The following is a 13,829-nucleotide window of genomic DNA, read 5'->3' as shown; positions in this document are numbered from 1 at the left end:
GTCACGTTTTTCCTGCGAAATTGCCTAACCATCTAAAGAAAGTCTTATCCCCAGTATTTTCTTCTGTTAATTAACCTCACGTGATATTTCCTCAACATCGCGACGCAAACGTTCATATTGCCGCAATATTATTTTTTGATATGTTGAAAGGCGGATGCAAATCCACACACAACATTTCAAAGACAGGATTGGGTAAATGGCAAAGGTATCGCTGGAGAAAGACAAGATTAAGTTTCTGCTGGTAGAAGGCGTGCACCAAAAGGCGCTGGAAAGTCTTCGCGCGGCAGGTTATACCAACATCGAATTTCACAAAGGCGCGCTGGATGATGAACAATTAAAAGAATCCATCCGCGATGCCCACTTCATCGGCCTGCGATCCCGTACCCATCTGACTGAGGACGTGATCAACGCCGCAGAAAAACTGGTCGCAATTGGTTGCTTTTGTATCGGCACAAATCAGGTTGATCTGGATGCGGCGGCAAAACGCGGGATCCCGGTATTTAACGCGCCGTTCTCGAATACGCGCTCTGTCGCGGAGCTGGTGATTGGCGAACTTCTGTTACTGTTGCGCGGCGTGCCGGAAGCTAACGCCAAAGCACACCGTGGCGTGTGGAATAAACTGGCGGCGGGATCTTTTGAAGCGCGCGGTAAAAAGTTGGGTATCATCGGCTATGGTCATATTGGTACACAACTGGGCATTCTGGCGGAATCGCTGGGAATGTATGTTTACTTCTATGATATTGAAAACAAACTGCCGCTGGGCAATGCCACTCAGGTACAACATCTTTCTGACCTGCTGAATATGAGCGACGTGGTGAGTCTGCATGTGCCAGAGAATCCGTCCACCAAAAACATGATGGGAGCGAAAGAGATCTCGCTGATGAAGCCCGGCTCGCTACTGATTAACGCCTCTCGTGGCACGGTGGTTGATATTCCCGCTCTGTGCGATGCGCTGGCGAGCAAACATCTGGCCGGTGCGGCAATCGACGTATTTCCCACGGAACCGGCGACCAACAGCGATCCGTTTACCTCTCCGCTATGCGAATTCGACAATGTTCTGCTGACGCCGCACATTGGTGGTTCGACTCAGGAAGCGCAGGAGAATATTGGTCTGGAAGTGGCTGGTAAGCTTATCAAATACTCTGATAATGGCTCTACGCTCTCTGCAGTGAACTTCCCGGAAGTCTCGCTGCCGTTACATGGCGGTCGCCGACTAATGCACATCCATGAAAACCGTCCGGGCGTGCTGACTGCGCTGAACAAAATATTTGCCGAGCAGGGCGTTAACATTGCCGCGCAGTATCTGCAAACTTCTGCTCAGATGGGCTACGTAGTTATTGATATTGAAGCTGATGAGGACGTCGCCGAGAAAGCACTGCAAGCGATGAAAGTTATTCCGGGGACTATCCGCGCTCGTCTGCTGTACTGATTTCTCCATCTCTGACAAATAACGGGCAGGTCGCTGACTTGCCCGTTTTTTTATCCGTTTTCCCCACATTTGCAGTGCCGTACATATATCTTTGCGAGTCTGCTCGAAGAAATAAACCAAAGCTAGATCAATGCGTTGTCTTTGTATATGGAGGATTTACGATGGCGAGGCAGCACAGGGCTGTAACGGTAAAGCCCTCACCGAAGCGAGGGCTTGAAGGAGAAGGGTTATGATGAAGAGCGTCATCATACTGGTCATTCTGTTGATGATAAGCGCACCAGCTTTCTAAACAGAAGTCAGAGGGAGGAGCAATCCTCCCTTACCCTTACTCACTAAGCTAGGTCAAAGAATCAACGATGTCAATCAGGGCGATGCGGGAGTGTGTCGCCCTTACCACTCCCAGACTTTCGACGGTGTAACCACCGCAGGCAGTGGAATATCCCACTTCTCCACCGGCAGTTTTTCTACTAACTGGCAATCATGCGCATAACCTATCGGTTGCATTTTGTAGTGCTGCCAGTTTTGTAAGGTTCGATCATAAAAACCACCGCCCATTCCCAGGCGTTGACCGTATTCATCAAAAGCTACCAGCGGTGTGATCAATACATCTAGCCGGGAAAGGGGAAGCACATCGCGCACGTCCAGTTTTGGCTCGTGGATCTTCAACCTGTTCATCACCAGTTCACTTTGCGGATGGTAATTCAGGAATAGCAAATTACCGGCACTAAAAGGATGCAAAACTGGAAGATATACGCGCTTTCCGGCGCGCCAGAGTTGTTCTATGAGCGGTTGAGTGTCGAGTTCGCCATCAAACGAGAGGAATACGGCAACTGTATGCGCCATCACCACCGGGGGATAATTCATCATCCGGGTAGCGGCTTGTTGACCCATTTCTTGTTGTTGTTCTGACGTTAACGCACGACGACGCAGCCGAATCATTTTGCGGATGTCTTGTCGGGATAATGTCAGTGGGAGTTCTGATAATTGTGTCATGGCTGGTGCCAGATAAGAAGGGAATCTCCGAGATGCCGCCGCAGGCTGTAACCCTTGAACCCTTGGTTCAAGGTGAATGTGTCGTCGCAGTTTTAAGGCTTCTCGGACGGACCGAGCATGCTCACCAACCGCGGAGCGCCACATTCTTGTGGTATGAAATATCGGCTCAGGGGACTGGCCCGCTTGCGAACATCTCAGAGAAATTTTGTCTTCACGGTTACTCTACCATAGTAAACCGAAAAGTGTCATTCAAAGTTTTGGTTCGTTTTTTCGGTGATGCGACCTTGTTCAAGTAACGCTTGTTCTATGGTCTGTTGCAGCATCCGAATACGCTGTTCCATACTCGCCGCGTAGTCCCGAGTTTTCGCTTTTTCTTGCGCTAACTCGTAGCTGATATTCAACGCGGCAATGAAGACCAACTGTTCTGTATTTGTGACTCTAGTGCGTTCTTTCAGATCTTGCAACCGCTGGTTCAGATCGTCCGCGGCCTGATTCAACGCATCCCTTTGGTCAGGCGGGCAGTTCACTCGCAGTGAACGGCCAAAAATTTGGATATCGACGGGTTGTGCAGACATGCCACCTTCCTGCTGATTGACTGCGCTGCCTTCGTCTTTAGACCCATGGTCTGCGAAGGGGCGACACTATAGCTACCCTGATGAGAAGAGACAAGCCCTTTTCTGGTCCACCAGGGCCCAAAGTGGTAGCATACCATGAATATTCCTCCCTTTGATGACGAATGCTTATGTCTATACAGAATGAAATGCCTGGTTACAACGAAATGAACCAGTATCTGAACCAACAAGGGACGGGTCTGACCCCTGCTGAAATGCATGGTTTGATCAGCGGGATGGTATGCGGCGGTAACGATGACAGCTCATGGCTGCCGCTGCTTCACGACCTGACGAACGAAGGCATGGCTTTCGGTCATGAGCTGGCACAGGCACTGCGCAAAATGCACTCTGCTACCAGCGATGCCCTGCAGGATGACGGTTTTCTTTTTCAGCTTTATCTGCCTGATGGTGATGATGTCAGCGTTTTCGATCGTGCGGATGCGCTGGCAGGTTGGGTCAATCACTTCCTGCTTGGTCTTGGCGTTACGCAACCGAAGCTGGACAAAGTGACCGGCGAAACCGGTGAAGCCATCGACGATCTGCGTAATATTGCGCAGTTGGGCTACGACGAAGACGAAGATCAGGAAGAGCTGGAAATGTCGCTTGAAGAGATCATCGAGTATGTCCGTGTCGCTGCGCTGTTATGCCACGATACCTTTACCCATCCGCAACCGACCGCGCCAGAAGTACAAAAACCGACTCTACACTAAAAACAAAAAACGTAAGGAGAGTGTTATGAGTGTGATATCCCAGCAAGAATTTCAGCGCCGCCGTCAGGCCCTGGTGGAGCAAATGCAACCTGGCAGCGCGGCGCTGATTTTTGCCGCCCCGGAAGTGACTCGTAGCGCCGACAGCGAATACCCCTATCGTCAGAACAGCGACTTCTGGTACTTCACTGGCTTTAACGAACCGGAAGCGGTGCTGGTGCTGATTAAAAGCGATGACACTCATAACCACAGCGTTCTGTTTAACCGCGTTCGCGATCTGACGGCAGAGATCTGGTTTGGTCGCCGCTTAGGTCAGGATGCCGCGCCAGAGAAACTGGGCGTTGACCGCGCACTGGCGTTCAGCGAAATCAATCAGCAACTTTATCAATTGCTTAATGGTCTGGATGTGGTTTACCACGCCCAGGGCGAATACGCGTATGCTGATGAAATCGTGAACAGCGCGCTGGAAAAACTGCGTAAAGGCTCGCGGCAAAATCTCACTGCCCCGGCAACGATGATCGACTGGCGTCCCATGGTCCATGAAATGCGTCTGTTCAAATCGCCAGAAGAGATTGCCGTTCTTCGTCGAGCGGGCGAAATTACTGCACTGGCGCATACACGGGCGATGGAAAAATGCCGTCCGGGGATGTTTGAGTACCATCTGGAGGGCGAAATTCACCACGAATTTAACCGCCACGGCGCGCGTTATCCTTCCTACAACACCATTGTCGGCAGCGGTGAGAACGGCTGCATTTTGCACTACACCGAAAACGAGTGTGAACTGCGCGACGGCGATCTGGTGTTGATTGACGCGGGTTGCGAATACAAAGGTTATGCTGGCGATATTACCCGCACCTTCCCGGTCAACGGCAAATTCACGCCGGCTCAGCGCGAAATCTACGACATTGTGCTGGAGTCTCTCGAAACCAGTTTGCGCCTGTATCGTCCGGGAACGTCCATTCAGGAAGTCACCGGTGAAGTGGTGCGCATTATGATTAGCGGCCTGGTAAAACTGGGTATCCTGAAAGGCGATGTCGATGAACTGATCGCCCAAAATGCGCACCGTCCCTTCTTTATGCATGGCCTTAGCCACTGGTTAGGGCTGGATGTTCACGACGTTGGCGTTTATGGTCAGGATCGCTCGCGCATTCTGGAACCGGGCATGGTACTGACCGTAGAGCCGGGTCTGTATATCGCGCCGGATGCGGATGTGCCAGAACAATATCGCGGCATCGGCATTCGTATTGAAGACGACATTGTGATCACCGAAACCGGCAACGAAAACCTCACCGCCAGCGTGGTGAAAAAGCCGGAAGAAATCGAAGCGTTGATGGCAGCTGCGAGAAAACAATGAGCGTAATCATCGTCGGTGGCGGCATGGCGGGCGCGACGCTGGCGCTGGCTATTTCCCGGCTAAGTCACGGGACGCTGCCGGTACATCTGATTGAAGCGACCGCGCCAGAGTCACATGCTCATCCGGGCTTTGATGGACGAGCTATTGCGCTGGCGGCGGGTACCTGTCAGCAACTGGCGCGCATCGGCGTCTGGCAATCTCTGGCTGATTGCGCAACCGCCATCACTACCGTGCATGTCAGCGATCGCGGTCATGCCGGATTCGTCACCCTCGCTGCAGAAGATTACCAACTGGCGGCGTTGGGGCAGGTTGTCGAATTGCACAATGTCGGGCAACGGTTGTTTGCATTGCTGCGCAAAGCACCTGGCGTAACGCTGCATTGCCCTGATCGCGTGGCTAACGTTGCCCGTACTCAGAGCCACGTTGAAGTGACGCTGGAGAGTGGCGAGGCGCTGACGGGCAGTGTGCTGGCGGCGGCTGACGGCACCCATTCAGCGTTAGCCACCGCGTGCGGCGTTGACTGGCAGCAGGAGCCTTACGAACAACTGGCAGTGATTGCCAACGTTGCGACTTCCGTTGCGCACGAAGGGCGCGCTTTTGAACGCTTCACACAACATGGCCCGCTGGCGATGTTGCCGATGTCTGACGAACGCTGTTCGTTGGTCTGGTGTCATCCACTGGAACGGCGCGAAGAGGTGCTGGCGTGGAGCGACGAGAAGTTTTGCCGTGAACTCCAGTCTGCCTTTGGCTGGCGACTGGGGCAAATTACCCATGCAGGAAAACGCAGTGCTTATCCGCTGGCGTTAACTCGCGCTGCCAAACCTATTACCCATCGTACCGTGCTGGTAGGTAATGCGGCGCAAACCCTGCACCCGATCGCCGGGCAAGGATTCAACCTTGGTATGCGTGATGTGATGAGTCTTGCGGAAACTCTGACTCAGGCGCAGGAGCGTGCAGAAGATATTGGTGATTACGGCGTATTGTGCCGTTATCAGCAGCGTCGGCAGAGCGATCGCGAAGCAACCATTAGCGTCACGGACAGTCTGGTGCATCTCTTTGCCAACCGTTGGGCGCCGCTGATTGCCGGGCGTAACCTCGGGCTGATGGCGATGGAATTATTCACTCCGGCACGCGATGTGCTGGCGCAGCGCACCCTCGGTTGGGTAGCGCGTTGAAGGCGGCTTTAAGGAATAAACAATGCAAAGTGTTGATGTAGCCATTGTTGGCGGCGGCATGGTGGGGCTGGCGGTTGCCTGCGGCTTACAGGGGAGCGGATTACGCGTCGCCGTACTGGAGCAGCGCGTACCGGAACCTCTGGCGGCGGATGCACCACCACAACTGCGCGTTTCGGCTATCAATGCCGCCAGCGAAAAATTACTCACCCGTCTTGGCGTCTGGCAGGAGATCCTCTCCCGCAGAGCTAGCTGCTATCACGGCATGGAAGTGTGGGATAAAGACAGTTTTGGTCACATCTCGTTTGATGATCAAAGCATGGGCTATAGCCATCTTGGGCATATCGTTGAAAATTCAGTCATTCACTACGCGCTGTGGAACAAAGCGCAGCAGTCGTCAGATATCAGCCTGTTAGCCCCCGCAGAATTACAGCAGGTTGCCTGGGGAGAGAACGAAACCTTCCTGACGTTGAAAGACGGCAGTATGTTAACGGCGCGTCTGGTGATTGGCGCAGACGGCGCTAATTCCTGGTTGCGCAACAAAGCCGATATTCCGCTGACTTTCTGGGATTATCAGCATCACGCGCTGGTGGCGACTATTCGCACGGAAGAGCCGCATGAAGCAGTGGCGCGCCAGATTTTCCACGGCGAAGGCATTCTGGCCTTTTTGCCGCTTAGCGATACGCATCTTTGCTCAATTGTTTGGTCATTAGCACCACAGGAAGCGAAACGGATGCAGCAGGCAAGCGAAGAGGAATTTAATCGCGCGTTAAATATCGCTTTTGATAATCGCCTGGGCTTATGCAAGGTTGAGAGTGAACGCCCGGTGTTCCCGTTGACGGGGCGCTATGCGCGCCAGTTTGCCGCGCACCGTCTGGCGCTGGTGGGCGACGCCGCGCATACCATTCATCCGTTGGCAGGCCAGGGCGTGAATCTCGGCTTTATGGATGCCGCGGAGCTGATTGCTGAACTGAAACGGTTGCATCGTCAGGGTAAAGACATCGGGCAGTACATTTACCTGCGTCGCTATGAGCGTAGCCGCAAACACAGCGCGGCGTTGATGTTGGCAGGTATGCAGGGATTCCGCGATCTGTTTTCCGGGGCTAATCCGGCGAAAAAACTACTGCGCGATATTGGGCTGAAACTGGCCGATACGCTTCCTGGCGTTAAACCGCAACTTATCCGTCAGGCAATGGGATTAAATGATTTGCCTGAATGGCTGCGTTAAAAATTTCCCCTCTGCTGTTTATTTGATACCCATCACACTTTTATCTCCCGGTTTTTTCGCCGGGAGATTTTCCTCATTTGAAATAAACTAATTTCACCTGCAATTTCGCATTATATTTTCTAATGTCTCATTTTTTGGGTTTGGTGATTTCTGACATCTTTTTAGTTCTTAATATTGGCTTATATGAATTCGTTGTCTGAATATGGTGTGTTTGCATAAGAATATGAATATTTTTTAGTTTTTTATTCTGTTGAGATTTTGGCATTTTTTAACCATAAGCTAATGTGATGATCAATTTTACCTTATGGTTAACCGTCTGTTTCGGTGGTAAGTTCAGGGAAAAGAGAACGATTGCGTTGGGGACCGGGAGTGGCTCCGATGCTGGGTTTCGTGGTGATGATTTCACCGTGAAAAAGTTGTCAGCCCCGCTTATTCAATGAGGACAAGATGGCACAACAGACACCTTTGTACGAACAACACACGCTTTGCGGCGCTCGCATGGTGGATTTCCACGGCTGGATGATGCCGCTGCATTATGGTTCGCAAATCGACGAACACCACGCGGTACGCACCGATGCGGGAATGTTTGATGTGTCACATATGACCATCGTCGATCTTCGCGGCAGTCGCACCCGGGAGTTTCTGCGTTATCTGCTGGCGAACGATGTGGCGAAGCTCACCAAAAGCGGAAAAGCCCTTTACTCGGGGATGTTAAATGCCTCTGGCGGGGTGATAGATGACCTCATCGTCTACTACTTCACTGAAGATTTCTTCCGCCTCGTTGTCAACTCCGCCACCCGCGAAAAAGACCTCTCCTGGATTACCCAACACGCTGAACCTTTTGGCATCGAAATTACCGTTCGTGATGACCTCTCCATGATTGCCGTACAAGGGCCGAATGCGCAGGCAAAAGCTGCCACACTGTTTAATGATGCTCAGCGTCAGGCGGTGGAAGGGATGAAACCCTTCTTTGGCGTGCAGGCGGGCGATCTGTTTATTGCCACCACCGGTTATACCGGTGAAGTGGGCTACGAAATTGCGCTGCCCAATGAAAAAGCGGCGGATTTCTGGCGCGCGCTGGTAGAAGCGGGCGTTAAGCCATGTGGCCTGGGCGCGCGTGACACGCTGCGTCTGGAGGCGGGTATGAATCTTTATGGTCAGGAGATGGACGAAACCATTTCTCCTTTAGCCGCCAACATGGGCTGGACCATCGCCTGGGAACCGGCAGATCGTGACTTTATCGGTCGCGAAGCCCTGGAAGCGCAGCGTGAACATGGCACAGAAAAATTAGTTGGCCTGGTGATGACCGAAAAAGGCGTGCTGCGTAATGAACTGCCGGTACGTTTTACCGATGCGCAGGGCAATCAGCATGAAGGCATTATCACCAGCGGGACGTTCTCCCCGACGCTGGGTTACAGCATTGCGCTGGCGCGCGTGCCGGAAGGCATTGGCGAAACGGCGATTGTGCAAATTCGCAACCGTGAGATGCCGGTTAAAGTGACTAAACCTGTTTTTGTGCGTAACGGCAAAGCCGTCGCGTGATTTACTTTTTTGGAGATTGATTGATGAGCAACGTACCAGCAGAACTGAAATACAGCAAAGAACACGAATGGCTGCGTAAAGAAGCCGACGGCACTTACACTGTTGGCATCACTGAGCACGCTCAGGAGCTGTTAGGCGATATGGTGTTTGTTGACCTGCCGGAAGTCGGCGCAACGGTAAGCGCGGGCGATGACTGCGCGGTTGCCGAATCGGTAAAAGCGGCGTCAGACATTTATGCGCCAGTAAGCGGTGAAATCGTGGCGGTGAACGACGCACTGAGCGACTCCCCGGAACTGGTAAACAGCGAGCCGTACGCTGGTGGCTGGATCTTTAAAATCAAAGCCAGCGATGAAAGCGAACTGGATTCACTGCTGGATGCGACCGCATACGAAGCATTGTTAGAAGACGAGTAACGGCTTTATCCCTCTTCTGCGGGAGAGGGCCGGGGTGAGGAAAATTCGCGCCTCACCCCACTCTCTTCGCAAGGAGAGAGGTTCACCATTCACTGCACGTTTCAGGAACCATCGCTCATGACACAGACGTTAAGCCAGCTTGAAAACAGCGGCGCTTTTATTGAACGCCATATCGGACCGGACGCCGCGCAACAGCAAGAAATGCTGAATGCCGTTGGCGCACAATCGTTAAACGTGCTGACCGGCCAGATTGTGCCGAAAGATATTCAGCTTGCGACCCCGCCACAGGTTGGCGCACCGGCGACCGAATACGCCGCGCTGGCGGAACTCAAGGCTATTGCCAGTTGCAATAAACGCTTCACGTCTTACATCGGCATGGGTTACACCGCCGTGCAGTTGCCGCCGGTTATCCTGCGCAATATGCTGGAAAATCCGGGCTGGTATACCGCGTATACTCCGTATCAACCTGAGGTTTCTCAGGGCCGCCTTGAAGCACTGCTCAACTTCCAGCAGGTAACGCTGGATTTAACCGGACTGGATATGGCCTCTGCTTCTTTGCTGGATGAAGCCACTGCCGCCGCCGAAGCAATGGCGATGGCGAAACGCGTCAGTAAACTGAAAAATGCCAACCGCTTCTTCGTGGCTTCTGACGTGCATCCGCAAACGCTGGATGTAGTACGCACCCGTGCTGAAACTTTTGGTTTTGAAGTTATTGTCGATGACGCGCAAAAAGCGCTCGATCATCAGGACGTCTTTGGCGTGCTGTTACAGCAGGTCGGCACGACGGGGGAAATCCACGATTACACTGCGCTTATCAGCGAACTGAAATCACGCAAAATTGTGGTCAGCGTCGCCGCCGATATTATGGCGCTGGTGCTGTTAACTGCGCCGGGTAAACAGGGCGCGGATATTGTCTTTGGTTCGGCGCAACGCTTTGGCGTACCGATGGGCTACGGTGGCCCACACGCGGCATTCTTTGCGGCGAAAGATGAATACAAACGCTCAATGCCGGGCCGTATTATCGGTGTATCGAAAGATGCAGCTGGCAACACCGCTCTGCGCATGGCGATGCAGACTCGCGAGCAACATATTCGTCGCGAGAAAGCGAACTCCAACATCTGTACCTCTCAGGTATTGTTGGCAAATATCGCCAGTCTGTATGCTGTTTATCACGGTCCGGTTGGCCTGAAACGTATCGCTAACCGCATCCACCGTCTTACCGATATCCTGGCGGCGGGCCTGCAACAAAAAGGTCTGAAGCTGCGTCATGCGCACTATTTTGACACCTTATGTGTGGAAGTGGCAGATAAAGCGGGCGTGCTGGCGCGTGCCGAAGCGGCTGAAATCAACCTGCGTAGCGATATTCTGAACGCGGTTGGGATCACCCTTGATGAAACCACCACCCGCGAAAACGTGATGCAGCTTTTCAGCGTGCTGTTGGGCGATAATCACGGGCTGGACATCGACACGCTGGACAAAGACGTGGCGCACGATAGCCGCTCTATTCAGCCTGCGATGTTGCGCGATGACGAAATCCTTACCCATCCGGTGTTTAATCGCTACCACAGCGAAACCGAAATGATGCGCTATATGCACTCGCTGGAGCGTAAAGATCTGGCGCTGAATCAGGCGATGATCCCGCTGGGTTCCTGCACCATGAAACTGAACGCCGCTGCCGAGATGATCCCGATAACCTGGCCGGAATTTGCCGAACTGCATCCGTTTTGCCCACCGGAACAGGCCGAAGGTTATCAGCAGATGATCGCGCAACTGGCTGACTGGCTGGTGAAACTGACCGGTTACGACGCCGTGTGTATGCAGCCGAACTCTGGCGCCCAGGGCGAATACGCGGGCCTGTTGGCGATTCGCCATTATCACGAAAGCCGCAACGAAGGTCATCGTGATATCTGTCTGATCCCGGCATCGGCGCACGGTACTAATCCTGCTTCCGCGCATATGGCAGGAATGCAGGTGGTCGTTGTGGCGTGTGATAAAAATGGCAACATCGATCTGGCTGATCTGCGCGCTAAAGCGGAACAGGCGGGCGATAACCTCTCCTGCATCATGGTGACCTATCCTTCCACCCACGGTGTGTACGAAGAAACGATCCGTGAAGTGTGTGAAGTCGTGCATCAGTACGGCGGTCAGGTTTACCTTGATGGCGCGAACATGAACGCCCAGGTCGGCATTACCTCGCCGGGCTTTATTGGCGCGGACGTTTCGCACCTTAACCTGCATAAAACTTTCTGCATTCCGCACGGCGGCGGCGGCCCGGGGATGGGACCGATCGGCGTGAAAGCGCATCTGGCACCGTTTGTGCCGGGTCATAGCGTGGTGCAAATCGAAGGTATGTTAACCCGTCAGGGCGCGGTTTCTGCGGCGCCGTTCGGTAGCGCATCCATTCTGCCAATCAGCTGGATGTACATCCGCATGATGGGTGCAGAAGGGCTGAAAAAAGCAAGCCAGGTGGCAATTCTTAACGCCAACTATATTGCCAGCCGCCTGCAGGATGCCTTCCCGGTGCTGTATACCGGTCGTGATGGTCGCGTGGCGCACGAATGTATTCTCGATATTCGTCCGCTGAAAGAAGAAACCGGCATCAGCGAGCTGGATATTGCCAAGCGTCTAATTGACTACGGTTTCCACGCGCCGACCATGTCGTTCCCGGTGGCAGGGACGCTGATGGTTGAGCCGACTGAATCTGAAAGCAAAGTGGAACTGGATCGCTTTATCGACGCGATGCTGGCTATCCGCGCGGAGATCGACCAGGTGAAAGCCGGTGTCTGGCCGCTGGAAGATAACCCGCTGGTGAACGCGCCGCACATTCAGAACGAACTGGTCGCCGAGTGGGCACACCCGTACAGCCGTGAAGTTGCGGTATTCCCGGCAGGCGTGGCAGACAAATACTGGCCGACAGTGAAACGTCTGGATGATGTTTACGGCGATCGTAATCTGTTCTGCTCCTGCGTACCGATTAGCGAATACCAGTAATTTACTGATTCGACTAACGTCTAAAGGCGCTTCGGCGCCTTTTTCGCGTGTTGACAAAGTACACTTTGTTTATGCTGGAAGCAGTATGCGCCTCTTATTCGACCAGCGTTCAGCACCTGCAGGGATTGGTCGCTCTGATAAGCGTAGCGCATCAGACAATTATGTACTTGCCATCAGTTTGTTAGTCGGAATTAAATTGCCTGATTTTTAATAAGCTTTTCACTCATTATTCATTGTGAATGATTTGTATTTTGCTGTTATTTAATAAAGCGAATACTGTGTACTCACATGCAATCACAAATAATTTCCCTTTGAAATCGTTATTTACCTCTCAACATAGCTGCAAAGCTTTCTGTATATTAAATATATCAAACTATTTATTCAAACTATAAATTCAAAATAAACATAAGTAACGCAAATAGTTATTAACTTAGCGATTTATTTTTCATACCTGGAGGGAATGATGAAACGATTTATATTTCTGCCATTAATAACATGCTTTTTATCAATGAATGCAGTGGCAGTTGAAGGAGAAAATAAACCCAGTAACCTATTAGGCGCACCGGTTAATACCGCAATTTCTGGAGGTGCGGTTTTACCTGAAGGTATGTTATTAACCGCTGTGAATAGCTCATTTCGCGATAAAGATCATCAAATCGAGGGGCACGGAAGCCCGGATGTTTACTCTCAGATATGGTTATTGAAGGTTCGTTACGGTCTGACCGACAGGCTGGAGTTATCAACCGTGGGCTCTTATATCAATAACAAACGAGACAATATGTCACCCGAACATATAGAGGGAATGGGCGACCAATCTGTGGGTGCCACCTATGCCTTAATGAGCCAGCGAAGAGGCGATCCGTTTTGGGTTACGGTAGGTGGGGCCTTATTACTTCCTACCGGGCAAGACGGAAATAATCATTTGCCGGGTAATAGCGCCTGGGGAGGGCGAGTATCACTTTCTTTAACGAAATCATTCACAACAAATATTAAAGGTGATATGGATTTTGTTTATCAGGGGCCTTTTGAGCGCGGTAATCAGGATGTGAAACGTGGCGGTGAATTTCAATGGAATACTCAGATGCGGTATATGTTCAGCGATTTACCGCTGGATATTGGTCTGGAAAGCGCTTACAGCAATAACGCTTCAGGTACAAAAAAATTGCCTAATGGCAGCACCATTAATAACCACTCAGGTACTACCGAATGGGTTGTTGGACCGTCATTTAATATTGCCGTCGATTCACTAAAATTATGGTTTGGTGCTGGCGCTTTCTTCCCTGTAATGCAGGAAGCGAAGTCGCCAGCTAAGATGGAAGATGTACGCTGGGAATTTAAAATAGGTAAGACCTGGTAAGGCTCGCTCAAAGTATTACCCGCCAACTGGCG

The 13,829-nt window shown here is 52.1% G+C and carries 12 protein-coding genes, 1 other RNA gene and 1 pseudogene; 10 read left to right on the top strand and 4 right to left on the bottom strand.

Features of this window, described 5'->3' with window-relative positions:
• Positions 1-196 precede the first annotated feature (196 nt).
• Together serA and PS053_RS23155 are read left to right on the top strand one after the other, a co-directional pair.
• Entirely contained in the window at positions 197-1,429 is a 1,233-nt protein-coding gene (gene serA / locus PS053_RS09860; RefSeq protein WP_001151605.1) for a phosphoglycerate dehydrogenase, read from the top strand.
• A gap of 229 nt (positions 1,430-1,658) precedes the next feature.
• The gene (locus tag PS053_RS23155; RefSeq protein ID WP_107192362.1) at positions 1,659-1,718 is read left to right on the top strand and encodes a type I toxin-antitoxin system Ibs family toxin; all 60 of its coding nucleotides are present in this window, start codon (positions 1,659-1,661) and stop codon (positions 1,716-1,718) included.
• 101 nt (positions 1,719-1,819) lie between these two features.
• Here the strand turns inward: PS053_RS23155 and PS053_RS09855 are convergent, their stop codons facing one another.
• The 3 genes from PS053_RS09855 to zapA form a co-directional block, all read right to left on the bottom strand.
• Positions 1,820-2,422: a 5-formyltetrahydrofolate cyclo-ligase gene (locus PS053_RS09855; protein WP_000192779.1), complete on the bottom strand. Its 603-nt coding sequence runs from the start codon at positions 2,420-2,422 to the stop codon at positions 1,820-1,822.
• Between the two features lie 20 nt (positions 2,423-2,442).
• Positions 2,443-2,626, bottom strand: a non-coding RNA gene (gene ssrS / locus PS053_RS09850) — 6S RNA.
• A gap of 41 nt (positions 2,627-2,667) precedes the next feature.
• A complete protein-coding gene (gene zapA / locus PS053_RS09845) occupies positions 2,668-2,997 on the bottom strand; it encodes a cell division protein ZapA (protein ID WP_001276008.1) in 330 nt (109 codons plus the stop codon).
• Between the two features lie 167 nt (positions 2,998-3,164).
• Here zapA and ygfB point away from each other — a divergent pair, with 167 nt between their 5' ends.
• From ygfB to ubiI, 4 genes are read left to right on the top strand one after another with little or no spacing between them, the layout of a single operon-like run.
• Positions 3,165-3,743 (top strand): UPF0149 family protein YgfB, encoded by a 579-nt coding sequence (gene ygfB / locus PS053_RS09840; protein WP_002461343.1) that lies wholly within the window; start codon positions 3,165-3,167, stop codon positions 3,741-3,743.
• A gap of 25 nt (positions 3,744-3,768) precedes the next feature.
• Positions 3,769-5,094 (top strand): Xaa-Pro aminopeptidase, encoded by a 1,326-nt coding sequence (pepP, locus tag PS053_RS09835; RefSeq protein ID WP_054410373.1) that lies wholly within the window; start codon positions 3,769-3,771, stop codon positions 5,092-5,094.
• Positions 5,091-6,269: a 2-octaprenyl-6-methoxyphenyl hydroxylase gene (ubiH, locus tag PS053_RS09830; protein WP_103053874.1), complete on the top strand. Its 1,179-nt coding sequence runs from the start codon at positions 5,091-5,093 to the stop codon at positions 6,267-6,269. Before pepP ends, ubiH begins: the two co-directional genes overlap by 4 nt.
• A gap of 22 nt (positions 6,270-6,291) precedes the next feature.
• The gene (gene ubiI, locus PS053_RS09825) at positions 6,292-7,494 is read left to right on the top strand and encodes an FAD-dependent 2-octaprenylphenol hydroxylase (RefSeq protein WP_256878855.1); all 1,203 of its coding nucleotides are present in this window, start codon (positions 6,292-6,294) and stop codon (positions 7,492-7,494) included.
• Positions 7,495-7,567: 73 nt separating this feature from the next.
• Here ubiI and PS053_RS23150 read toward each other — a convergent pair.
• Positions 7,568-7,621: pseudogene (locus PS053_RS23150) on the bottom strand (hypothetical protein); the annotation flags it as partial.
• 320 nt (positions 7,622-7,941) lie between these two features.
• On the opposite strand from PS053_RS23150, the gene gcvT reads away from it, so the two are divergent.
• The 4 genes from gcvT to PS053_RS09805 all read left to right on the top strand — a co-directional run bounded on the left by gcvT (position 7,942) and on the right by PS053_RS09805 (position 13,797).
• Positions 7,942-9,036, top strand: a complete 1,095-nt coding sequence (gcvT, locus tag PS053_RS09820; RefSeq protein WP_059271230.1) for a glycine cleavage system aminomethyltransferase GcvT — start codon at positions 7,942-7,944, stop codon at positions 9,034-9,036.
• Positions 9,037-9,059: 23 nt separating this feature from the next.
• On the top strand, positions 9,060-9,449 hold the full coding sequence (gcvH, locus tag PS053_RS09815) for a glycine cleavage system protein GcvH (protein WP_002461349.1): 390 nt from the start codon (positions 9,060-9,062) through the stop codon (positions 9,447-9,449).
• Between the two features lie 117 nt (positions 9,450-9,566).
• Complete coding sequence (gene gcvP / locus PS053_RS09810; protein WP_256878856.1) at positions 9,567-12,440, top strand: aminomethyl-transferring glycine dehydrogenase; 2,874 nt, start codon at positions 9,567-9,569, stop codon at positions 12,438-12,440.
• A 463-nt stretch (positions 12,441-12,903) separates the two neighbouring features.
• Positions 12,904-13,797, top strand: a complete 894-nt coding sequence (locus PS053_RS09805) for a transporter (protein WP_059228138.1) — start codon at positions 12,904-12,906, stop codon at positions 13,795-13,797.
• Positions 13,798-13,829 lie beyond the last annotated feature (32 nt).

It is taken from the genome of Escherichia albertii, assembly GCF_028622335.1.
GTDB lineage: Bacteria > Pseudomonadota > Gammaproteobacteria > Enterobacterales > Enterobacteriaceae > Escherichia > Escherichia albertii.
Note: the sequence above shows the minus strand (reverse complement) of the source record. Positions and strands in the feature narration are given on the sequence as shown.

Bases quoted from the DNA above. Each gene is read 5' to 3' on its own strand.
- serA (WP_001151605.1), top strand. From the start codon at position 197: ATGGCAAAGGTATCGCTGGAGAAAGACAAGATTAAGTTTCTGCTGGTA.
- PS053_RS09855 (WP_000192779.1), bottom strand. From the start codon at position 2,422: ATGACACAATTATCAGAACTCCCACTGACATTATCCCGACAAGACATC.
- zapA (WP_001276008.1), bottom strand. From the start codon at position 2,997: ATGTCTGCACAACCCGTCGATATCCAAATTTTTGGCCGTTCACTGCGA.
- ygfB (WP_002461343.1), top strand. From the start codon at position 3,165: ATGTCTATACAGAATGAAATGCCTGGTTACAACGAAATGAACCAGTAT.
- pepP (WP_054410373.1), top strand. From the start codon at position 3,769: ATGAGTGTGATATCCCAGCAAGAATTTCAGCGCCGCCGTCAGGCCCTG.
- ubiH (WP_103053874.1), top strand. From the start codon at position 5,091: ATGAGCGTAATCATCGTCGGTGGCGGCATGGCGGGCGCGACGCTGGCG.
- ubiI (WP_256878855.1), top strand. From the start codon at position 6,292: ATGCAAAGTGTTGATGTAGCCATTGTTGGCGGCGGCATGGTGGGGCTG.
- gcvT (WP_059271230.1), top strand. From the start codon at position 7,942: ATGGCACAACAGACACCTTTGTACGAACAACACACGCTTTGCGGCGCT.
- gcvH (WP_002461349.1), top strand. From the start codon at position 9,060: ATGAGCAACGTACCAGCAGAACTGAAATACAGCAAAGAACACGAATGG.
- gcvP (WP_256878856.1), top strand. From the start codon at position 9,567: ATGACACAGACGTTAAGCCAGCTTGAAAACAGCGGCGCTTTTATTGAA.
- PS053_RS09805 (WP_059228138.1), top strand. From the start codon at position 12,904: ATGAAACGATTTATATTTCTGCCATTAATAACATGCTTTTTATCAATG.